The sequence below is a fragment of the Parageobacillus sp. NEAU-HV-2 genome (genome assembly GCF_059115485.1).
Genome location: NZ_JBXUJJ010000007.1, coordinates 135,093 through 155,091, shown reverse-complemented (window position 1 = coordinate 155,091; position 19,999 = coordinate 135,093). Strand labels below are relative to the sequence as shown.

General features: G+C 44.4%; 21 protein-coding genes. 2 read left to right on the top strand and 19 right to left on the bottom strand.

Going from position 1 to position 19,999, the window contains the following annotated elements; all coding sequences use genetic code 11:
• Positions 1-13: 13 nt before the first annotated feature.
• From atpB to prfA, 14 genes are all read right to left on the bottom strand, one after another.
• Positions 14-727, bottom strand: a complete 714-nt coding sequence (gene atpB, locus AC1WMD_RS12765) for a F0F1 ATP synthase subunit A (RefSeq protein ID WP_043906256.1) — start codon at positions 725-727, stop codon at positions 14-16.
• An 18-nt stretch (positions 728-745) separates the two neighbouring features.
• A complete protein-coding gene (locus tag AC1WMD_RS12760; protein WP_043906257.1) occupies positions 746-1,129 on the bottom strand; it encodes an ATP synthase subunit I in 384 nt (127 codons plus the stop codon).
• 4 nt (positions 1,130-1,133) lie between these two features.
• The gene (locus tag AC1WMD_RS12755; protein ID WP_043906258.1) at positions 1,134-1,355 is read right to left on the bottom strand and encodes an AtpZ/AtpI family protein; all 222 of its coding nucleotides are present in this window, start codon (positions 1,353-1,355) and stop codon (positions 1,134-1,136) included.
• Between the two features lie 276 nt (positions 1,356-1,631).
• Positions 1,632-2,261, bottom strand: coding sequence for a uracil phosphoribosyltransferase (gene upp, locus AC1WMD_RS12750; RefSeq protein WP_043906259.1), 630 nt, complete (start codon positions 2,259-2,261; stop codon positions 1,632-1,634).
• Between the two features lie 122 nt (positions 2,262-2,383).
• Positions 2,384-3,622, bottom strand: a complete 1,239-nt coding sequence (gene glyA, locus AC1WMD_RS12745) for a serine hydroxymethyltransferase (RefSeq protein WP_494257481.1) — start codon at positions 3,620-3,622, stop codon at positions 2,384-2,386.
• A gap of 92 nt (positions 3,623-3,714) precedes the next feature.
• Complete coding sequence (locus tag AC1WMD_RS12740) at positions 3,715-4,293, bottom strand: TIGR01440 family protein (RefSeq protein WP_494257480.1); 579 nt, start codon at positions 4,291-4,293, stop codon at positions 3,715-3,717.
• 18 nt (positions 4,294-4,311) lie between these two features.
• Complete coding sequence (rpiB, locus tag AC1WMD_RS12735; RefSeq protein ID WP_043906262.1) at positions 4,312-4,758, bottom strand: ribose 5-phosphate isomerase B; 447 nt, start codon at positions 4,756-4,758, stop codon at positions 4,312-4,314.
• Between the two features lie 94 nt (positions 4,759-4,852).
• The gene (locus tag AC1WMD_RS12730) at positions 4,853-6,148 is read right to left on the bottom strand and encodes a methyl-accepting chemotaxis protein (RefSeq protein ID WP_494257478.1); all 1,296 of its coding nucleotides are present in this window, start codon (positions 6,146-6,148) and stop codon (positions 4,853-4,855) included.
• Between the two features lie 11 nt (positions 6,149-6,159).
• Complete coding sequence (locus AC1WMD_RS12725) at positions 6,160-6,606, bottom strand: low molecular weight protein arginine phosphatase (protein ID WP_494257477.1); 447 nt, start codon at positions 6,604-6,606, stop codon at positions 6,160-6,162.
• A gap of 141 nt (positions 6,607-6,747) precedes the next feature.
• Positions 6,748-7,302 carry a manganese efflux pump MntP gene (locus tag AC1WMD_RS12720; protein ID WP_043906265.1) on the bottom strand — a complete coding sequence of 185 codons (555 nt, stop codon included), beginning with the start codon at positions 7,300-7,302 and terminating at the stop codon, positions 6,748-6,750.
• A gap of 55 nt (positions 7,303-7,357) precedes the next feature.
• Positions 7,358-8,434 carry an L-threonylcarbamoyladenylate synthase gene (locus AC1WMD_RS12715; RefSeq protein WP_494257476.1) on the bottom strand — a complete coding sequence of 359 codons (1,077 nt, stop codon included), beginning with the start codon at positions 8,432-8,434 and terminating at the stop codon, positions 7,358-7,360.
• 158 nt (positions 8,435-8,592) lie between these two features.
• On the bottom strand, positions 8,593-9,366 hold the full coding sequence (gene spoIIR / locus AC1WMD_RS12710; protein WP_043906267.1) for a stage II sporulation protein R: 774 nt from the start codon (positions 9,364-9,366) through the stop codon (positions 8,593-8,595).
• Positions 9,367-9,525: 159 nt separating this feature from the next.
• Positions 9,526-10,389 carry a peptide chain release factor N(5)-glutamine methyltransferase gene (gene prmC, locus AC1WMD_RS12705; RefSeq protein WP_043906268.1) on the bottom strand — a complete coding sequence of 288 codons (864 nt, stop codon included), beginning with the start codon at positions 10,387-10,389 and terminating at the stop codon, positions 9,526-9,528.
• The gene (prfA, locus tag AC1WMD_RS12700) at positions 10,379-11,455 is read right to left on the bottom strand and encodes a peptide chain release factor 1 (RefSeq protein WP_043906697.1); all 1,077 of its coding nucleotides are present in this window, start codon (positions 11,453-11,455) and stop codon (positions 10,379-10,381) included. The genes prmC and prfA overlap by 11 nt, the downstream gene beginning before the upstream one ends.
• Before the next feature lie 271 nt (positions 11,456-11,726).
• On the opposite strand from prfA, the gene adhP reads away from it, so the two are divergent.
• Together adhP and adh are read left to right on the top strand one after the other, a co-directional pair.
• Positions 11,727-12,749 (top strand): alcohol dehydrogenase AdhP, encoded by a 1,023-nt coding sequence (gene adhP / locus AC1WMD_RS12695; RefSeq protein ID WP_494257475.1) that lies wholly within the window; start codon positions 11,727-11,729, stop codon positions 12,747-12,749.
• A 77-nt stretch (positions 12,750-12,826) separates the two neighbouring features.
• Positions 12,827-14,344 carry an aldehyde dehydrogenase gene (gene adh, locus AC1WMD_RS12690; RefSeq protein ID WP_494257474.1) on the top strand — a complete coding sequence of 506 codons (1,518 nt, stop codon included), beginning with the start codon at positions 12,827-12,829 and terminating at the stop codon, positions 14,342-14,344.
• A 27-nt stretch (positions 14,345-14,371) separates the two neighbouring features.
• On the opposite strand, the gene AC1WMD_RS12685 is transcribed toward adh, so the two are convergent.
• The 5 genes from AC1WMD_RS12685 to AC1WMD_RS12665 all read right to left on the bottom strand — a co-directional run bounded on the left by AC1WMD_RS12685 (position 14,372) and on the right by AC1WMD_RS12665 (position 19,975).
• On the bottom strand, positions 14,372-15,826 hold the full coding sequence (locus AC1WMD_RS12685; protein ID WP_494257473.1) for a sigma-54-dependent transcriptional regulator: 1,455 nt from the start codon (positions 15,824-15,826) through the stop codon (positions 14,372-14,374).
• A 22-nt stretch (positions 15,827-15,848) separates the two neighbouring features.
• Positions 15,849-17,501, bottom strand: a complete 1,653-nt coding sequence (locus tag AC1WMD_RS12680; protein WP_494257471.1) for a sensor histidine kinase — start codon at positions 17,499-17,501, stop codon at positions 15,849-15,851.
• A 2-nt stretch (positions 17,502-17,503) separates the two neighbouring features.
• Positions 17,504-18,652, bottom strand: coding sequence for an iron-containing alcohol dehydrogenase (locus tag AC1WMD_RS12675; protein ID WP_043906273.1), 1,149 nt, complete (start codon positions 18,650-18,652; stop codon positions 17,504-17,506).
• 197 nt (positions 18,653-18,849) lie between these two features.
• The gene (locus AC1WMD_RS12670; RefSeq protein WP_043906274.1) at positions 18,850-19,290 is read right to left on the bottom strand and encodes a hypothetical protein; all 441 of its coding nucleotides are present in this window, start codon (positions 19,288-19,290) and stop codon (positions 18,850-18,852) included.
• A 67-nt stretch (positions 19,291-19,357) separates the two neighbouring features.
• On the bottom strand, positions 19,358-19,975 hold the full coding sequence (locus AC1WMD_RS12665; RefSeq protein ID WP_043906275.1) for a thymidine kinase: 618 nt from the start codon (positions 19,973-19,975) through the stop codon (positions 19,358-19,360).
• Positions 19,976-19,999: the final 24 nt, after the last annotated feature.

Genomic DNA, 19,999 nt, shown 5'->3' with positions numbered 1-19,999 from the left:
TTAAAATTTATAATTAATGGTCTTGGCTAACTTTATGGGCCATATAAACCATTGTTAACATCGTGAAAATGAATGCTTGGATACAGCCGACGAAAATACTGAATGCTTGCCACGCCATCATCGGAATCGCGCCGCCAATAGCGCCAAGCACCCCATGGTTTGTTCCAAGCCCTGCTAGCAATCCTAGCAAAATTTCGCCAGCAAAAATGTTTCCGTAAAGACGGAGACCTAATGTTAAGGTATTGGCAAATTCTTCAATGATTTTCAATGGGAATAAGAAAGTCATAGGCCGCGTATAATCGCGCATATATTCGGATACGCCCTTCATTTTCACGCCGTAGTAATGGGTGAGCCCCACAATCATGACGGCAAGCGTGAGCGTAATCGTGGCATCCGCCGTCGGCGACTTCCACCAAAGTTCATCGCCTACGCGTACGGAAAACGGCAAGCCGAGCATATTAGCAACGAAGATGTACATGATAAGCGTAACACCCAGCGTCAAAAAACGGCCGCCCGTTTGCCAATCCATGGTGCTATTGATGATTCCTTTAACGAAATCAAACACCCATTCAATGAAATTTTGCATCCCGGTCGGACGCAACTGCAAAGAACGCGTCGCCGCGATCGCAATGATAAATACGATCAAACTGGTGACCGTAATCATTAAAACGTTAGATAAGTTAAAAGTAAGTCCTAAAAACTCATAAATCGGTGCCCCGTGTTGCAATCGTTCCTCACCTCTCTTTCATACATGTTGCCCATTATTTTTCCATTTTCGCAAAAGAAAATCTATTATAATGACAATATAGGATGTCATTAATCCCAGCACTACAGGCACAATGGAAAAATATTGCGGATATTCGAGGGCGATCGCCGCCGCCAGCGCCGCTAAAGCCAAGCGGGAAAGCGTCCCGATCGTGCGCACTTTTTTGCGTTCCAACACGGCTTGTCCTAATTTATCGATTTTCCGCGTTAAACTCCATAGCATCAAGATGCTGATCACAGTGCCAAGAATTAAGCTTAAAAAAAAGGTTTTATACGCCGTAAACCCCCACCCTAATGTATAAAGCGAAAGCAAATACAATATGTATTTAAGCTGCCGCAAAAACATTTGCTGGAATTTCTCCATGCTGCTACTCCTCTGAGAAATATTGGCGGATTGAACGAAGCATTGCATACACTCCTGCTGCTAACCCGATCAATAGACCGACAATGAGAAAAATCGGCTCTGTATGAAATTTCTCATCAATCCATTTTCCGCCAAATACCCCTACTAAAATCGAACCAACCAGCTGGGATACGATGGCGGACATGAGTGCCATCGCTTGAAACGGGTGGCGTTGTTTCGGACGCATACGCATACATCCTTATTTTTTCTAAATTTTTTTATTTTAACAATATGAAAACCTTATCATATATCCCCTGTAAAGCATACAATACCGCATGGTCAATGTCAATGTGTTTCATGAGGAAAACTGTATTATAACAAACAAAATTTTAAGATTTTGTGACATTTATTAATTTTCTTTTCACTCCAATAGTGTATAATGATATATTTACTTTTTTAGACACAATTTTTTTAAAAAAAGACGGTATCACTTCTCGGAAATGATACCGTTTTTCATGTCGTTTTATTTTGTGCCGAACAGGCGGTCGCCAGCGTCTCCAAGCCCCGGGACGATGTAGCCGTGGTCGTTTAGTTTTTCGTCGAGCGCCGCGATGTAAATATCGACGTCCGGGTGTGCATTTTTCACTGCCTCCACCCCTTCTGGAGCAGCGATTAAACACATAAATTTAATGCTTTTCGCGCCGCGTTTTTTCAAAGCGTTGATCGCTTCTACCGCCGATCCGCCGGTGGCGAGCATCGGGTCAACGATAATAAAATCGCGTTCTTCGACATCGGTCGGGAGCTTGACATAATATTCAACCGGCTTTAACGTTTCCGGATCGCGGTACAAGCCGATATGGCCGACTTTCGCAGCCGGAATTAATTTTAAAATGCCGTCCACCATGCCCATGCCGGCGCGCAAAATCGGGATGACGCCGAGCTTTTTCCCAGCGATCACTTTCGCTTTCGCTTTGCTGACTGGAGTTTCGATTTCGACTTCTTCAAGAGGGAGGTCGCGCGTAATTTCAAACGCCATCAGCGTGGCCACTTCTTCTACTAGTTCACGGAACTCTTTCGTGCCGGTGTTTTTGTCGCGTATGTAGGTGAGTTTATGCTGGATGAGCGGATGATCGAATACATATACTTTTCCCATTTTGCACTCTCCTCTTTGTATACAGTTTACACTTCCATACATTCTACCGAAAAACGAAAGCATATTCAACCATGAACCAAAAAGCGCACCCCAAAAGACGTTCCTTTGAGGTGCGCGTCCGTTTATTCTTGGTATAACGGGAATTTTTCTGTTAAGGCTGCTACGCGTTGCCGCGCTTCTTCCAGCTTTGCTTCATCTTCATGATGTTTTAAGACAAGGCTGATGATGCTTGCGATTTCATCCATTTCTTCCAACCCAAATCCGCGCGTCGTCACCGCGGCGGTGCCGATGCGGATGCCGCTTGTCACAAACGGGCTTTCCGGATCATATGGAATGGTGTTTTTGTTCACGGTAATGCCGACTTCATCGAGCACTTTTTCCGCCACTTTTCCGGTTAATCCTTGCGGGCGCAAGTCAACGAGCAACAGGTGGTTGTCCGTGCCGCCGGAAACGAGGGTAAAGCCTTCGTTTTTCAATGCTTGGGCGAGGCGGTTCGCATTGTTGATGATATTTTGCGCATACGTTTTGAAGTCGTCTTGCAACGCTTCGCCGAGTGCGACCGCTTTAGCGGCGATGACGTGCATGAGCGGCCCGCCTTGAATGCCTGGGAAGATCGCTTTATCGATTTGTTTAGCAAATTCTTCTTTGCAAAGAATCATCCCGCCGCGAGGACCTCGGAGCGTTTTGTGCGTCGTGGTCGTCACAAAATGCGCATATGGCACCGGGTTCGGATGAAGACCTGCCGCAACAAGACCTGCAATATGCGCCATGTCTACCATCAAGTACGCTCCTACTTCATCGGCGATCTCCCGGAACCGTTTAAAATCGATGATGCGCGGATAGGCGCTCGCCCCAGCGACAATTAATTTTGGCTTATGTACGCGCGCCTTTTCGAGCACATCGTCATAATCAATGACATGGGTTTCTGGATCGACGCCATACTCCACAAAATTGTATTGAATGCCGCTGAAGTTGACCGGGCTGCCGTGCGTTAAATGCCCCCCGTGCGACAAGTTCATGCCGAGCACCGTATCCCCATGCTCTAACACGGTGAAATATACCGCCATGTTTGCCTGCGCACCGGAATGCGGCTGCACGTTGGCATGTTCGGCGCCAAACAATTTTTTCGCCCGCTCGCGCGCCAAATCCTCAACGACGTCAACGTATTCGCAGCCACCGTAGTAGCGGCGTCCCGGATAGCCTTCTGCATATTTATTCGTCAATACCGATCCTTGCGCTTCCATGACCGCACGGCTGACAAAGTTTTCCGATGCGATCAATTCAATTTTTGAATGCTGCCGTTTCCGTTCGTTTTCAATCGCAGCAAATACTTGCGGATCTTGTTGTGGCAAGTAGTTCATCACTAGCTCCCCCTTATTCGAAATATAAGAATATTCCTTTCTATTTTACCAGCTTTTTGCGGGTTGATTCAAAGAAAAAATGAACAAAATCATTAGAAAGTGCAGGAAGCATTCGGATTTTCTAAAGAATAGACGGCGCGGGCGCCGCCGATCAGCTTTGGTCGCGTTTTCGCCAATGTTACATGGGCGTGTCCAATTCGTTTCAGCGAAACGCGCACCGGAACGGCGACATGTTTTAAATGCATGCCGATCAGCGTATCGCCGATATCGATTCCAGCGTCGGCTTGAATAAATTCGACGACAACCGGATCGACCAGATGGCGGTACGCATAGGCGGCCATCGCCCCGCCTGCCGACGGAACAGGGATGACCGAGACGATGTCGAGCTGGCGAGATAAAGCGGTTTTTCTTTCGACAACGAGGGCACGGTTTAAATGTTCGCAGCATTGAAACGCAAGCTGGACACCGGTTTCGTCATGCCATTTTTTTAGTTCAGCAAACAGCATTGCCGCGACTTCCGTCGAGCCAGCCGTACCGATTTTTTCGCCAATCACTTCGCTCGTGCTACATCCGATGACAAGGATGTGCTCGGATGTCAGCGCAACGTTTTGGCGAAATTCGCGCAAAATCGTCTGCCATTGTTGCTGCCATTCGGTTAGTAGGGTAGACATGGATGAGATTCCTCCATTTTACAAATGCTTGTTTTCGTATTCGCTAATTTTCTCGATCCGCCGCGCGTGGCGACCGCCTTCAAACTCCGTCGTCAGCCATGCTTTGGCGATTTCGCGCGCCAACCCCGGTCCAATGACGCGCTCGCCCATCGCTAAAATATTGCTGTCATTATGCTGGCGCGTAAGTTTGGCGCTGTATACATCGTGGCAAAGCGCACAGCGAATTCCTTTCACTTTGTTGGCGGCAATCGTCATGCCAATTCCGGTACCACAAATTAAAATGCCGCGGTCCACTTCCCCGTTTGCGACTTTTTCCGCAACCGGAATCGCATAATCCGGATAGTCGACCGACGTTTCGCAGTTACAACCGAGATCGATGTATTCAATTCCCATTTCATCCATTAATTTTTTAATTTCTTCACGAATGTGAATTCCGCCATGGTCTGAGGCAATCGCTACTTTCATGTTTTGCTTCCTCCTTTGTTTCGTCATCATGCAAAAAGGCCGCCTTTTTTATTCATTTTACCTCTTTCCACTAAAGAAGGCGACCTTTCTTCGTTTATTTTGTGCTAAATTGGGCAATTGTTGCTTTTAATTTTTCCGCTTGTTCCGCCAGTTCACGGGCGAGTTCATTGACATGATCAATGGCGGAAGTTTGCTCCTGCGTTGCCGCTGTTACTTCCATCGCTCCAGCCGATGTTTGTTCGGCAATCGCCGCGACTTCTTGCGATTGAGCCGCCGCTTTTTCGATATAGGTCATCTGGTCTTTGACTAAATCGGCAATTTCATGGACGGCGCGGACAACTTCGTGAATCGATTTCGTCATTTCCGCAATCGCGTCGTTCGTATTGGCACCTTTTGCGGCTTCTTCATTCGCTGATTTTACTTGCTCATGAATTTGTGCTACCACATGTGCGACTTCTTTTTGAATGTTTTGAATCAGTTCGGAAATTCCTTGAACCGCTTTCGCGCTTGCATCCGCAAGTTTGCGAACTTCTTCTGCGACAACGGCAAACCCTTTTCCATGCTCCCCGGCACGCGCCGCTTCAATCGAGGCGTTTAAAGCAAGCAAATTCGTTTGCCCGGCAATATCACCGACAAGCGAGATAATGTTTTCCACTTCTTTTGCATGCTGTTCTAGTCGTTGGACTGCACTTAAAGACGTTTGATGATTACGCGCCAATTGTTCGATGCCGCTGACAAGCGAACCAATGACTTCACGGCTTTTATGCAATGCTGTCACCATTTCTTTCGCTAATTGTTCGGACTGGTTCGCCTTTTGCTGTACTTGATTCGCAATGTGCAACACATCTTCCACCGACTCCGCGGCTGTTTGCATCGATACAGCAGCGTCATTCGCACCTTTAGAAATTTCTTCAATCGTGTAAGCAATATCTTTCGAACGTTCTGCCGCCACAAGGGAAGCATTCGTAATTTCGACGACTTTCTCATTCGTACGGGAGAAATTATCATCAATGTTCTGCACGATTGTTCGCAAACTTCGCAACATTTCATTGAAAGCGAGCCCTAACGAACGAATTTCATCGTCTGATTTGGACAGTGGAACGTCTTCGTTAATTTGTCCGCTTGCCGCTTTCATCGCTGCCTGTTCTAGACGCTGCAGCGGCTTCGTAATAAATCCGGATGCCATGTAGGCGAGCACGCCGGACCAAAAAATCCCGAGCATCAGGATCAAAATGGTGAACACGTTTTTGGCAATCGAGGAGAAAAAGACATCATACAAAACATAAAGAAAAAACGCGCTGGTCGAGTAGGTGATCAGTGCCAATGCGGTAGTAAATACAACGAGCTTGAGGCGCAAACTAAAACGATATCGCTTTTTTCTCTTTTCCATATCCCTTCCCCCTATGAATTTCCCCCTAATTTCTTGATAAGGCCGTCAATCAAGGCGGCGAGCTCGTCTCTCGTCTGGCGGTATATTTCTACCGATCCACCAAACGGGTCGGATACATCGCCCTGCTTCCCGGAAACAAATTCTTTCAGCGTAAACGTTTTTGCTTTTGCTTCGGGAAACTGTTTAATAATGAGCTGCTTATGCCCCGCGGTCATCGCCAAAATATGTGTCGCCCACTCGATGTCTTCTTTCTTTAATAGTGAAGAACGGTGATTGGCGTCAATCCCTTTTTCTTTCAACACCGCTTTCGCGTAGGGCGAGGCATCGCTCCCTTCTGCGGCAAATACTCCTGCTGATTTTACCTCTACATCCGGCAGCCGCTTATGCGCCAAAAGCGCGGCCGCCATCGGGCTTCGGCATGTGTTTCCTGTGCAGACAAATAAAATGCGGTATGACATAGCAACACCTCTTATTTTGTTTATCACTTCCATCCGCGATAAGATGATAAGATAATTATATAATATAGCATAGCATCAAAAAAGCTTTCCCAAAAAGTCGAACTCCATCTTTTTGGGAAAGCTTTTTTGTTTTTCCGCTTATCAAAAGGAAAGCAACAGCTTTAAACCGAACGCGAGCAAAATGCTGCCGCCAAGCGCCTCGCTGTAAGCGCCAAGCCATTGCTGAAAATGGCGGCCCATCATCAGTCCACCCCATGTCAGCATCATGCTAAAAAAGCCGAACAATAAGATCGTCAGCATCGTTCTTGCTCCGAAAATGCCGAGGCTAAGCCCGACGGAAAAGCTGTCTAAACTCACGCTGAACGCAAAAAAAATAAGTCCCATCCCTCTTGGTGAAATCAACGCATCGCTTTCCTTTTTAAAAGACGCCACAATCATTTGAATTCCTAATATTAATAGTAACGCCCCACCGATATACGAGGCGATGCTGCCAAATTGGCGGGATAAAAAACGGCCGACGACCATGCCGAAAAGCGGCATGAGAATGTGAAAAAGACCGATCATAACACCTATATAAAAAATTTGTTTTAAGCGCAGACGAAGCAAACCCATTCCTAAGGCGACGGAGAATGCGTCCATTCCCAACGCAAACGCCATCATCGATAGCGCTACAATTTCGCCGATGAACATGCTCATTTGATTTCCCTCCCCGGACTGGCCTTATTGCTAACATATGCACATCCGGGAATATTTAGAATTGGGTTTCCTTCTCCACGACCACTTGATGGCCGGCCGCTTTTTGCAACCGGTTCATAATCGCTGCCCCGATTCCTTCTGCCGGAAATGATTCGCTGTAAATAATGTCGACATCCGTTTCATCAAATTTGCGCAGCGTGTCATATAAATGGCCGGCAACCGTATGTAAATCGCGCCGCGACCCGCACGCCAATACGGCATCGGCGCGGTAAAATGCAACGTTTTCTTCCGTGGTAAGTACACCGACTTTTTTGCCGAGCGCCCGCTGTTTGTCGACAAGCGTCTGTAAAAAAGAAGGGGAACCATACACAATCATCATTGGCGCTTTTGGCGCGTAATGTGTATATTTCATTCCCGGCGATTTCGGCGCCTCCTGTTCATCCGTAACGGTGCTGCCATCGGCGACCGCGCCGATCGCTTCGGCGAGCGCTTCTTTTGTAATGCCGCCCGGACGCAAAATCACCGGCACTTCCGTCGTACAGTCAAGCACCGTCGATTCCACGCCGATCCCTGTTTCCCCTCCATCAACCACACCGGCGATGCGTCCGTCTAAATCGGCGAGTACATGCGCTGCTGTTGTCGGGCTCGGACGGCCGGATCGATTGGCGCTTGGGGCTGCCAGCGGCAGGCCGCTTTCCTCGATGAGCGCGAGCGCCACTGGGTGTGCCGGCATGCGCACGGCTACGGTTGATAAGCCAGCGGTGACTCGATCGGAAAGAGCCCCTTCTTTTTTCGGCAAAATAAGCGTCAGCGGTCCCGGCCAAAATCGTTCGATCAGCACAGCAGCGATGTCGGGAACGTAAGAAACGACGGACTCTAACTGTTCGCGACGGGCGATATGGACAATCAACGGATTGTCGCTTGGACGGCCTTTAGCCGCAAAAATTTTCTCCACTGCTGCAGTATTGGTGGCATCCGCTCCTAGTCCATAGACGGTTTCCGTCGGAAAGGCGACAACTTCTCCACATTGCAGCAGACGAGCAGCCTCTTTTATTTGTGGATAAATATGTTGTTTATCAACAACATTATCCACAACCCAAACATTTGTTTTCACTTTGTTCACCTCTACCATGTCCTTGCTTTCTAGCAAATTTCTTAAAACATTCTAATCTTACAAAGAAAAAAGAAAAGATTTCATTAAATTTATCAACAATATGTGAATAACTATGTTATTTTTGTGGACAACTTTGTGGATATATATATTATTTTTCCCCACTTATTCACAATTCGTTACGAAAAGAGATAATCGATAAGTTCTTTGAAGAAAAACTTTACTTTCACCGGCTGTTCCTGTTCCGCGACAAATGGGGAAGCCGTTGGTGCAACACCTGCTTGTTTGACTTCCTTGTGGACTGCTTCACTGCTGGCATCTTGTTGTTCATTTGTTTCCTTCGTTTTCTTGTCCGCTTCGTCTGTTACAGAAACAGCTGCCCGGCTTTGTCCGCCTTCCGAATTCTTTTTCACTTTCTTAGCGGATGGCGCCTCGCTCATTTGCACCGCATCGCTATTGGAAAAATCGAGGAAACAAAGCGGCGGGAATAACACGCACCACCAGTTGGCTCCTTTTCCTTTGCCGAGTGTAATCAAAATGGCATCATATTTTCCAGCTGGATATACAAAATTGCCGTAAATTTTCGTCGGGAAATCGACTCGGCCAAACTCGACTCGATACGACTGATCGCTATGTTCTTTCCGCAGTACGTCCGCAACCGTTTGTTCAATCTCAGGAAGATGGGATTGAATGACTTGCTTTGCCTCTGCGAAAGACGTCAAATCGCCAACCCATTTCGTAATTTTGGCGTTGACTGCATCACGGACTTTATGTTTCAGCTCTTGGTCTTCGGCGGAGTCGCTGTTAGCTAAAATGCGCAGGCGGATAGCTTCATCCGGGATCGCCACCATGGCGTTTGCCCCCGCCTTTGTTTGCTGGCCGTATATATTAACAAGTACACCAATCATTAATAGTAGTATATATAAAACAATGGCAAGCTTATTTTGGCTCATTGGTTGACACCGTCCTTTCACTCTTCATTGTGGACAGTGTGAGCCAATTTTAAACTCTATCAATCTAAAAAAATTACTTTTCGTCAATCGGCATCCAAGTTCTAGCATTACAAAAACAAATTGATCGCACTCAAACAAGAAGGCAAGTCGATGACTTGCCTATTGTAACGTCGCATATACCATGCGGTCTTTTCCATTGATGTCGAAAGCTACTTCGACGTCCGCCAGCGGAAATGCCCCTTTCAGCAACGCGGCGACCGCCTCCCCTTGCCCAGCTCCCACTTCAAACGCCACAAGCGCCCGTTCTTTTAGCACAAGAGGCAAGTCGCGGGCAAAGCGGCGGTAAAACGCAAGACCGTCCTCACCACCGGCAAGCGCCGCAAAAGGTTCATGATTCTTTACAATCGGAGAAAGCGAAGCGATGTCGCCTTCTGGAATATAAGGTGGATTGGACACAACAACATCGACTTTGCGGTTCGCTTCGATAAGCGGCTGCAACAAGTCTCCGCGTAAAAAAGCGACCTTGGCGCCAAGACGTTCCGCATTTTGCGCTGCCATTTGCAGGGCTTCCGAAGAAATGTCGATGGCCGTCACGCGCAGCGCCGGATTTTCTAAGGCAAGTGTCACCGCAATTGCCCCGCTTCCCGTGCCGACGTCGACGACGTCCAATCGCTGATTTCTTGGAAATAAACGTGAAATTCTTATTAATACGCCTTGCACCAATTCTTCCGTTTCCGGCCGTGGAATGAGCACGTGGCGATTGACAAGAAACGGACGGCCATAAAAATGTTCGTAACCGATTAAGTGCTGAACTGGAACATGTTCGTATACATGCTTATGAACATCCGCCGCAAACGATTGACGCACACTTTCCTCGATCGGATCGCGCAGCCGCGCCAACAGCTGGGCTCTTGTCAGCCGCAAATGATGGCAAAGCAGCAGTTCCGCCACCCGTTCCTCTTTTCCGTGCTGCTTTAAAAAAGACGAAGCCCATGTGAGGACTTCGTAAATGTTACGATGCATGATTAGCCTGCTCCAATTTTTTCGCTTGATCATCTAAGATCAGCGCTTCAATGATTTCATCAAGGTTCCCATCGAGCACTTGGTCAAGCTTTTGAATCGTCAGCCCGATGCGATGGTCGGTGACGCGGTTTTGCGGAAAGTTATACGTACGGATTCGCTCGGAACGATCTCCTGTTCCGACCGCCTGTTTGCGCGTCTGATCATATTCGGCGCGCGCTTCCTGCTGATATTTGTCATAAATGCGGGCGCGCAATACTTTCATCGCTTTTTCTTTGTTTTTAATTTGCGATTTTTCATCCTGGCAGGTGACAACAATGCCCGTTGGAATATGGGTCAGGCGGACGGCCGACATCGTCGTGTTGACGCTTTGTCCGCCCGGCCCGCTTGAGGCGAACGTATCGACGCGAATATCTTTTTCGTTGATTTCCACTTCGATTTCTTCCATTTCCGGCAAGCAAGCGACCGTAGCCGTGGAGGTGTGAATACGTCCGCCCGATTCGGTTTCCGGGACGCGCTGTACGCGGTGCGCGCCGTTTTCATATTTCAGCTTTGAATAGGCTCCTTTTCCGATAATGGTAAAAATAATTTCTTTATATCCGCCAAGCCCGGTCGAACTCGCTTCAATGACTTCCGTCTTCCAGCCTTGCGATTCCGCGTAGCGCGTATACATCCGGTATAAATCGCCGGCGAACAGCGCTGCCTCTTCGCCGCCCGCCGCCGCGCGAATTTCCATAATGACGTTTTTCTCATCGTTCGGATCTTTCGGCAACAGAAGCACTTTTAACTTATTGACCAGCTCTTCTTCGCGCTGCTCCAGTTCATCAATTTCTTCCTTCACCATTTCGCGCAGCTCTGGATCGAGTTTTTCCTCCAGCATCGCTTTTGCATCCGCCAGCTGTTTACGAACCGATTTGTATTCGCGGTACGTCTGCACCGTTTCTTGTAAATCCGCCTGCTCTTTCGAATAGTCGCGGAGTTTTTTCGGATCATTGATGACTTCCGGATCCATCAGGAGTTGATTTAATTTTTCATAACGTTCTTCTACCGCTTCAAGACGATCAAACACGTTTTTCACCTCTGTTTTCCTTGCACAGTCTAATTTATTATTATATCCCAAATATATGGAACAGAAAAGTGTATATATACGAGAGTGGAACAAACAAAACAAAACGAATATTACGAAAATTAGAAAAAAATTACCGAGATTTTGTTCAATTTTAACAAAAATTCGGCAAAACCATGTGGATTTGTCACAGAAAATTCATTTTTTCTATTGGCACAGTTTTTGCAGGATAAACTAGTGAAACTTTTTTGAAATTTGGAAAGGGGTAGGGAGAATGAAAGCAGCAGTCGTCAATGAATTTAAGCAAAAATTAGAAATTAAAGAGGTGGAAAAACCGAAGCTAAACTACGGAGAAGTACTTATCAAAATTGAAGCTTGCGGGGTTTGCCACACCGATTTGCATGCGGCGCACGGAGACTGGCCAGTCAAGCCAAAATTGCCTTTAATTCCTGGACACGAAGGGGTAGGGATTGTTGTCGAAGTAGCAGAAGGAGTAAAATCCGTTAAAGTAGGTGACCGTGTCGGTGTTCCATGGCTATACTCCGCTTGCGGAGAATGTGAATATTGCTTGAGCGGACAAGAAACACTTTGCCCACATCAATTAAACGGTGGATATTCCGTCGATGGGGGATATGCGGAATACTGCAAAGCACCTGCCGATTATGTCGCAAAAATCCCAGAAAATTTAGATCCAGTAGAAGTCGCGCCGATTCTCTGTGCAGGAGTAACGACATACAAAGCGCTAAAGGTGTCTAACGCCAAACCAGGAGAATGGGTAGCCATTTACGGAATCGGAGGATTAGGGCATATTGCCCTTCAATACGCAAAAGCAATGGGATTCAACGTTGTCGCGGTCGATATTAGTGACGAAAAAATCGATCTTGCCAAACAATTAGGAGCTGATATTGCCATTAATGGACTAAAAGAGGATCCAGTCGAAGCTATTCAGCAAAAAGTAGGCGGAGTGCATGCTGCCATTAGTGTTGCCGTAACGAAAAAAGCGTTCGAACAAGCCTATAAATCCGTAAGACGCGGCGGATGCCTTGTTGTTGTTGGATTGCCTCATGATGAACTGCCGATTCCTATTTTCGATACGGTATTAAATGGGATTACGGTGAAAGGATCCATCGTCGGTACGAGAAAAGATATGCAAGAAGCGTTGGATTTCGCTGCGAGAGGAAAAGTACGCCCTATTGTAGAAACCGCTCCATTAGAAAAAATCAATGAAGTATTTGAGAGAATGGAAAAAGGAAAAATTAACGGCCGGGTCGTTTTAACAATCGGTGTAAACCGTTAATGAAACATATGATCCACACGGGAGACGGTCTTTTTGACCGCTCCCTATTCAAAATGACATTATAGGAGGGAAAAAGTATGATTTATAGCCGTCCAGGAGAAAAAGACGCAAAAGTACAATTTAAAACAAGATATGATAATTATATTAATGGTGAATGGGTTCCGCCTATTGGAGGACAATATTTCGAAAATGTCACCCCTGTAACTGGCGAAGTGTTTTGTGAAGTCGCCCGCTCTCAAGCAGAAGATATTGAGTTAGCGTTAGACGCTGCCCATGCTGCAAAAGAATCATGGGGAAAAACGTCTCCAGCGGAAAGAGCGTTAATTTTAAATAAAATTGCCGATCGCATTGAGGCTAATCTAGAAATGTTGGCGGTAGCTGAAACGTGGGACAATGGTAAACCTATTCGAGAAACGTTGAATGCTGACTTACCTTTATGTATTGATCATTTTCGTTACTTTGCCGGAGCTATCCGCGCCCAGGAAGGCACGATCAGCCAAATTGATGATGATACAGTAGCTTATCATTTCCATGAACCGTTAGGCGTTGTTGGACAAATTATTCCTTGGAACTTTCCGTTATTAATGGCCGCATGGAAAATCGCTCCCGCACTGGCAGCCGGCAATTGTATTGTGTTAAAACCAGCAGAGCAAACGCCTGCTTCCATTATGGTGCTAATGGAACTTATCGGTGATCTATTGCCGCCAGGGGTACTAAATGTCGTTAATGGATTTGGTCTTGAAGCTGGAAAACCTCTAGCTTCGAATTCACGTATCGCCAAAATTGCCTTTACTGGAGAAACGACAACAGGTCGCCTTATTATGCAATATGCTTCCCAAAACATCATCCCTGTTACTCTTGAGCTAGGCGGCAAATCTCCAAACATATTTTTCCCTGACGTAATGGATCAAGAAGACGAATTTTTAGACAAAGCTATTGAAGGATTTGCGATGTTTGCTCTCAATCAAGGAGAAGTATGTACATGTCCATCTCGAGCGCTCATTCATGAATCCATTTATGATGATTTTATGGAACGGGCGTTAGAGAGAGTAAAAAATATTAAAACGGGAAACCCATTAGACACGGAAACAATGATGGGTGCACAAGCTTCATCCGAACAAATGGAAAAAATCCTTTCTTACATTGAAATTGGTAAACAAGAAGGAGCAGAATGCCTCATCGGTGGAGAAAGAAACATTATTGAAGGGTTCGAAAATGGATATTATATTAAGCCGACTGTATTTAAAGGCCATAATAAAATGAGAATCTTTCAAGAAGAAATTTTTGGACCGGTTGTATCTGTTACTACATTTAAAGATGAAAAGGAAGCATTAGAAATTGCCAATGATACATTATATGGCCTGGGCGCAGGAGTTTGGACACGAAATATTCATCTTGCCTATCGTTTTGGCAGAGGCATTCAAGCCGGTCGGGTTTGGACGAATTGTTATCACTCGTATCCAGCCCATGCTGCGTTTGGCGGTTATAAACTATCTGGATTTGGGCGGGAAACACATAAAATGATGCTATCTCATTATCAACAAACAAAGAACTTATTGGTAAGTTACAGCCCAAAAGCCCAAGGATTTTTCTAAAAATAGTTCATTAAAAAGGGACTGCTTTTATTCCTTCGAAGCAGTCCCTTTTTCTTTCAATAAATAGCGAAGCTGGCGCACCGTAATGTTTAATCGTTCTGCCGCTTCTTTTTTATCTCCTAATGTTTCCTTTAACGTTTTCCTGACGAAAAATCGTCCGATCTGCATTTCTAAATCTTTAACGGCATCTAAAACATGTTTAAGATCGAGCCGCTGATTGCCTTCTTTCCATAATGATAAAATATAGCCGGTCCAGTTTTGTAAGTAAGATTCTAAATCCATCTCTTTGTTGTTTTTCGTTTCATTCAATGGAATAGAAAGCATATTCGTTTTCGTTTTTATTTTTTCTGGAAGATAATGAGGAGTGATTACCGTCGTTTCGCCTTCAGCCAACGTCACCGCTCTTTTTACTACGTTAAAAAGCTCTCTTACGTTTCCCGGCCATTGATATTGTTTCATTAGCAAAATGGCATCATCGGAAAAAGTAAGAGTAGAATTTAGCTTTTTCAAAAAATGTTCTATCAAAACAGGTAAATCCTCTATTCGTTCTCTTAAAGGAGGGAGCGTTAATTTTACTACATCTAACCGATATAATAAGTCTTCACGAAAAGTTTTCTCTTTTACCGCTTGGCTGAGATTGACATGAGAAGCAGCGATAATTCTAGTATTTGTTTTGCGGACTGTTTCACCGCCCACACGAATATACTCTCCTGTTTCCAACACACGCAATAATTTTACTTGTGTAGCTAAGGATGCTTCCCCTATTTCGTCCAAAAATAATGTTCCTCTGTTCGCTATCTCAAAAATTCCTTTCTTTTCTTTCAACGCTCCAGTAAACGCCCCTTTTTCATGGCCAAACAATTCACTTTCAAGCAGTGTTTCCGACAGCGCTCCGCAGTTAATTCCAATAAAAGGCTGATCATAGCGCATGCTTGCTTGATGAATAAAATGGGCGAGCACTTCTTTGCCCGTTCCGGTCTCTCCTTCAATTAACACGTTGACGTTTTTTTTCGCGATTTTATAAGCCAGCTTGAGCAAATCGTTCATTTCTTTATTCGTTCCGATAATAAAACCGAGCGCTTCCGCTAATTTATACATATCATGTTGTGACGAATGGATTTCACTATCGAGCAATTCTTCAATCGTTTTTTCTAGCTCATCAATATCATCGAATGGCTTCTCAATATAATCACTTGCACCATACTTAATTGCTTCTACCGCGGTCTTCACGGTGCTATATCCTGTCATAATAATCGCCTTACATGATGGTTGGACGGCTTTTAACTGTTTTAATAGCTCCAAACCATTTGTGTCCGGCAACTTAACATCAATTAAGGCAAGGTCAAATGAATATTGCTGAATTAATGTTAAAAAGTCTTTTCCGTTCCATCCTAACTTGACACGATATCCTTTTCCTTCTAACAAATGAAGAAAAAAGGTGCCTACTTCTCGTTCATCGTCAATAATTAACACATTGGTCATTGATTATTCACTCCCACGTTTATTACTTTGCCGGCAGCTTTAATGTAAATGTACTTCCTTTTCCAGGATCGCTTACGACCTCGATAGTCCCTCCGTGAGCTTGCGCGATTCCTAAGCTGACGGATAATCCAAGTCCCGTTCCTTTTCCGGGTCTTTTCGTCGTAAAGAAAGGGTTGAAAATCTCTTGCAAGTATTGTTCTTCAATTCCTTTGCCGTTATCTTGAACCGATAAAAGAACCCACTTCTTTTCGTCTTCCGTCATCGATTTTGTTTCAATAGAAATTACTTTTTTTGGAACATCCATCTCTTCCAATGCATCTTTTGCATTAATTAAGAGATTTAAAACAATTTGTCCGATTTGCTGAATATTTCCTTCAACCAATTCCAGTGAACGATCTAATTTTTTCTGAATGATGATATTTTGTTTCTTAATTTGGTCGCCTATCAACCCTAGCACTTGTTCCACCGCTTCATTGACAGAGCAATCTTCAAACAGATATTCATCTTGCCTTGAGAAAGTCAATAAATTTTGGATGATCGTTTTGCATCTCTTTCCACACGAATAAATATCGGAAAGCAATTTGTAGGAGCTATCATCTTTTGATGCCGTTCTTAACAACAATTGGGCATTGCCTAAAATAGCCGTTAATGGATTATTTAATTCATGGGCGATTCCCGCTGCCATCTCTCCGATCGCAGCTAACTTTCCTGATTGAACTAATTGCGCTTCAATCCGGCGTTTTTCCGTAATGTCATTAATATAAATAATAATGGCATAGATGTGTTGACTTTCATTTGATACTGGATAAGCACGCAATTCGCATATTCGCTTTTGAAAATGAATCTCTTGATACACAGGCTTTTTGGTTTGAACAATTTCCAGCACGGGACTATTATGGACATCTATCGACAAAAGTTGATGAAAGTTTCGTTTCTCACTTTTATATAAATGCAGCTGGAAAAAATCTTCTGCCGCGTCATTATATTTCAAAATATTTCCTTCTAAATCAACGATTAAAATCATCTCTGAAACCGAACGAAACGTCTCCTCCCACTCCTTTTTACTAGTGAAAACCTCGTTATAAAGACGAGCGTTTTCGATGCACACGGCTAACTGGTCACAAAACTGTTGAAAGAAGGTCAGATCATCTTCGTCATATTCTATGATTTCTTTGCTTCCTATGCAGAGCACACCGATTACTTTCCCTTTGTGAATAAGCGGGACTAACAATACACTGCGAATTCCTAAAGATTCATATATCTTATTTTCTATATAGTCTTCTTTATTGGAATCTACTTGATAAAAGATTTTTTCAAGCGATTCAACTACTTTCCAATAAAGGGAATGTTCTTTTGACAAGTCAAATCCAATCGGAAAATACAATGAGTGGGGAGGATAAACATTGGTTAAAATCAATTTTTCGTTTTCGTACATAGATAAACTGATTCTTTCGATTGGAAAAATCGTTTGCAGCTTATCAAGAACGTTTTTCAACATTTCATCGATAGACATATCAATATTAAAACTTTTTGTTACATCATTAATAATTTCGAGCTGCATATTTTTCTTTTTGAGCTCAATCACCGTTTTCTTTAATTCGTTATAGTAACTTTTTTTCGAAGACTGGACACCCGTTAATAAGTTAATCATTTGTTGTCGATCTTCTACTTTCATCTCTACCATGCCCTTCTAAATATTTCTTCAATATCCTCTACTGTGACATCGCGGGGATTGGTGATCATACAAGCATCATGGAGGGCGGTTAAACTCATATGCGATATTTCGTCTTTTTCTAACCCTATATCAGATAATCGTTGCGGAGCGTCAATCTCCATTGATAATTGTTTTACATACTCAATGGCTTTTTTTCCCGCTTCCATGTACGACAACCCTCGAATATCAATACCAAGAAACGTCGCAATATCAGCAAATTTTTTCGGATTGGCCAATAGATTATATTCCATGACATATGGAAGTAAAATAGAATTGATATCACCATGGAGAACGGGATACTTTCCTCCCACCGCATGCGACATCGCATGTACCGCACCTAAAATGGCGTTAGAAAATGCAAGACCAGCCTGTAAACTAGCCATTGCCATATGTGTCTTCGCTTCTTTGTTTATTTTTGAAGCGACAGATGGGCGCAAATATTTGGATACTAAAGAAATAGCGTTTTTTGCCTGAACATCAGTTAATGGGGTTGCGGCCAAACTTACGTATGATTCAATACCATGTGTTAAAACATCTAAGCCGGTTGAAGCAGTTAATCGGGCGCTTTTTGTCGATAATGTTTCTGGATCGATAATTGCAATATCTGGAATAAGGGATTTTGAAATAATCGTCATCTTTTTTTGTCCCAATGTATCTACGATTACTGAAAATTGTGACACTTCAGAGCCTGATCCAGCCGTTGTAGGAATCATGACTTGCGGAGGCAATGGGTTTCTGATTTTGTCTATCCCTTCATAATCGTGAATCTTTCCTCCATTTGTGACCAAAATGGCAATGGCCTTCGCCACATCTAAAGGACTTCCTCCCCCAATTCCAATGATCGCATCACATTCATTTTCTACGTAAACTTTGCTTCCTTTTTCCACTTCGATATCTTTTGGATTAATTGTTACATCGCTAAATATCGTGTATTTTAAATTGGCCTGTTTGCAACTTTTTACGACAACATCTAACCATCCGGCTTCGATCACTCCTGGGTCGCTGACAATTAAAACGTTAGTTGCTCCAAGTCGCAAACAGCTTTCCCCTACATGCTCAATAGCACCATTTCCAAAAATGACCTCTGGCATCACAAATTTATGAATATTCATATTATCCACCTAACCAAAAAATTGTCAAAGTCATTCTAAAGGACATTTTATTCGACACCATTATGTACATTCCTTTTGCATTCGGTATAAATTTAGGTGTGTTCTTAACATATCGTGAATTGAGATTCCCTTTTCTTCCAAAGTTATCACTTTTTTACTGATAAAAAAGATTCACCTTCTTCTCAGAAGATGAATCTTTAATCTAAGCGTACATGAATATCGTAAGTCGGAATGGCTTTTGTAAGCAGTTTATGAATCCGTCTTTGCTCTTTTTGCCGTTTTTCCTCTGGCATCGTGGAAGGAACGTGGACGGTCACATACATATCGTTTCCGTTCATCCAGATGGATCCTGGTTCGTAATCGGTATATGTCTCAATGACTTGGGCAGCTTTACGGACATCCGCGCGATTATTTTCGCTGCCTTCTGTGATGCTAATGAAATTCGGATTTTGCCGCGTTTTTTCCGGATCGTCAAAGTTATTATATAAATAGCGGTCATAATCGCTTTGCGCTTTATCATCCGTAATCAGCCTTGTCCCGTTGCGATCTTCGCTTTGCTGATGGTATGAAGGATGATCCGGATTTAATGAGCAAGCGGAGAGCAAAAGAACAAAACCTAACAGCAGTGTGCTTCTCATTTTTTTCGCCTCCCTGCTGTTAGGTTTTCCCGTACGCTTCAAAATATAGATGGTAGGATTCACCGTTTTATCGCGCGAAATGATGGTTTGTTTTATCCATTTTCACCGGTTTGCCAGGAACTTCATGGTGATGGCGGCAGCGCGGTTCATATGACTCGCTGGCGCCTACTAAAATCACCGGATCATCATAAGAGGCGGGAACGCCGTTAATGAGCCGCTGCGTCCGGCTTGCCGGAGAGCCGCATACAGTGCAGACGGCTTGCAGTTTCGTGACCGATTCAGCAACCGCCATTAATGTTGGCACCGGCCCAAACGGCTCGCCGCGGAAATCTTGGTCCAACCCCGCGACAATGACGCGATAGCCGCGGTCCGCCAACGTTTGCACGACATCGACAATGTCGGCGGAAAAAAACTGCACTTCATCGATGGCAATGACATCGGTTTTTTCGGAAATATGAGAAAATATTTCCTTTGGTGAGGAAACAGGAATAGCGATGACCGAATTGCCGTTATGCGATACGACCGCTTCTTCGCTGTAACGGTTGTCGATCGTCGGCTTGAACACTTTCACTTCCTGCTTAGCAAACTGGGCGCGGCGCACGCGGCGGATTAATTCTTCCGATTTTCCGGAAAACATGCTTCCGCAAATGACTTCCAACCAGCCGGACTGTTTCATAATATACATGAAAAATGCCTCTCCCTTCGTTCT

Bases quoted from the DNA above. Each gene is read 5' to 3' on its own strand.
- AC1WMD_RS12760 (WP_043906257.1), bottom strand. From the start codon at position 1,129: ATGGAGAAATTCCAGCAAATGTTTTTGCGGCAGCTTAAATACATATTG.
- AC1WMD_RS12755 (WP_043906258.1), bottom strand. From the start codon at position 1,355: ATGCGTCCGAAACAACGCCACCCGTTTCAAGCGATGGCACTCATGTCC.
- upp (WP_043906259.1), bottom strand. From the start codon at position 2,261: ATGGGAAAAGTATATGTATTCGATCATCCGCTCATCCAGCATAAACTC.
- glyA (WP_494257481.1), bottom strand. From the start codon at position 3,622: ATGAACTACTTGCCACAACAAGATCCGCAAGTATTTGCTGCGATTGAA.
- AC1WMD_RS12740 (WP_494257480.1), bottom strand. From the start codon at position 4,293: ATGTCTACCCTACTAACCGAATGGCAGCAACAATGGCAGACGATTTTG.
- rpiB (WP_043906262.1), bottom strand. From the start codon at position 4,758: ATGAAAGTAGCGATTGCCTCAGACCATGGCGGAATTCACATTCGTGAA.
- AC1WMD_RS12730 (WP_494257478.1), bottom strand. From the start codon at position 6,148: ATGGAAAAGAGAAAAAAGCGATATCGTTTTAGTTTGCGCCTCAAGCTC.
- AC1WMD_RS12725 (WP_494257477.1), bottom strand. From the start codon at position 6,606: ATGTCATACCGCATTTTATTTGTCTGCACAGGAAACACATGCCGAAGC.
- AC1WMD_RS12720 (WP_043906265.1), bottom strand. From the start codon at position 7,302: ATGAGCATGTTCATCGGCGAAATTGTAGCGCTATCGATGATGGCGTTT.
- AC1WMD_RS12715 (WP_494257476.1), bottom strand. From the start codon at position 8,434: ATGGTAGAGGTGAACAAAGTGAAAACAAATGTTTGGGTTGTGGATAAT.
- spoIIR (WP_043906267.1), bottom strand. From the start codon at position 9,366: ATGAGCCAAAATAAGCTTGCCATTGTTTTATATATACTACTATTAATG.
- prmC (WP_043906268.1), bottom strand. From the start codon at position 10,389: ATGCATCGTAACATTTACGAAGTCCTCACATGGGCTTCGTCTTTTTTA.
- adhP (WP_494257475.1), top strand. From the start codon at position 11,727: ATGAAAGCAGCAGTCGTCAATGAATTTAAGCAAAAATTAGAAATTAAA.
- adh (WP_494257474.1), top strand. From the start codon at position 12,827: ATGATTTATAGCCGTCCAGGAGAAAAAGACGCAAAAGTACAATTTAAA.
- AC1WMD_RS12685 (WP_494257473.1), bottom strand. From the start codon at position 15,826: ATGACCAATGTGTTAATTATTGACGATGAACGAGAAGTAGGCACCTTT.
- AC1WMD_RS12680 (WP_494257471.1), bottom strand. From the start codon at position 17,501: ATGAAAGTAGAAGATCGACAACAAATGATTAACTTATTAACGGGTGTC.
- AC1WMD_RS12675 (WP_043906273.1), bottom strand. From the start codon at position 18,652: ATGAATATTCATAAATTTGTGATGCCAGAGGTCATTTTTGGAAATGGT.
- AC1WMD_RS12670 (WP_043906274.1), bottom strand. From the start codon at position 19,290: ATGAGAAGCACACTGCTGTTAGGTTTTGTTCTTTTGCTCTCCGCTTGC.
- AC1WMD_RS12665 (WP_043906275.1), bottom strand. From the start codon at position 19,975: ATGTATATTATGAAACAGTCCGGCTGGTTGGAAGTCATTTGCGGAAGC.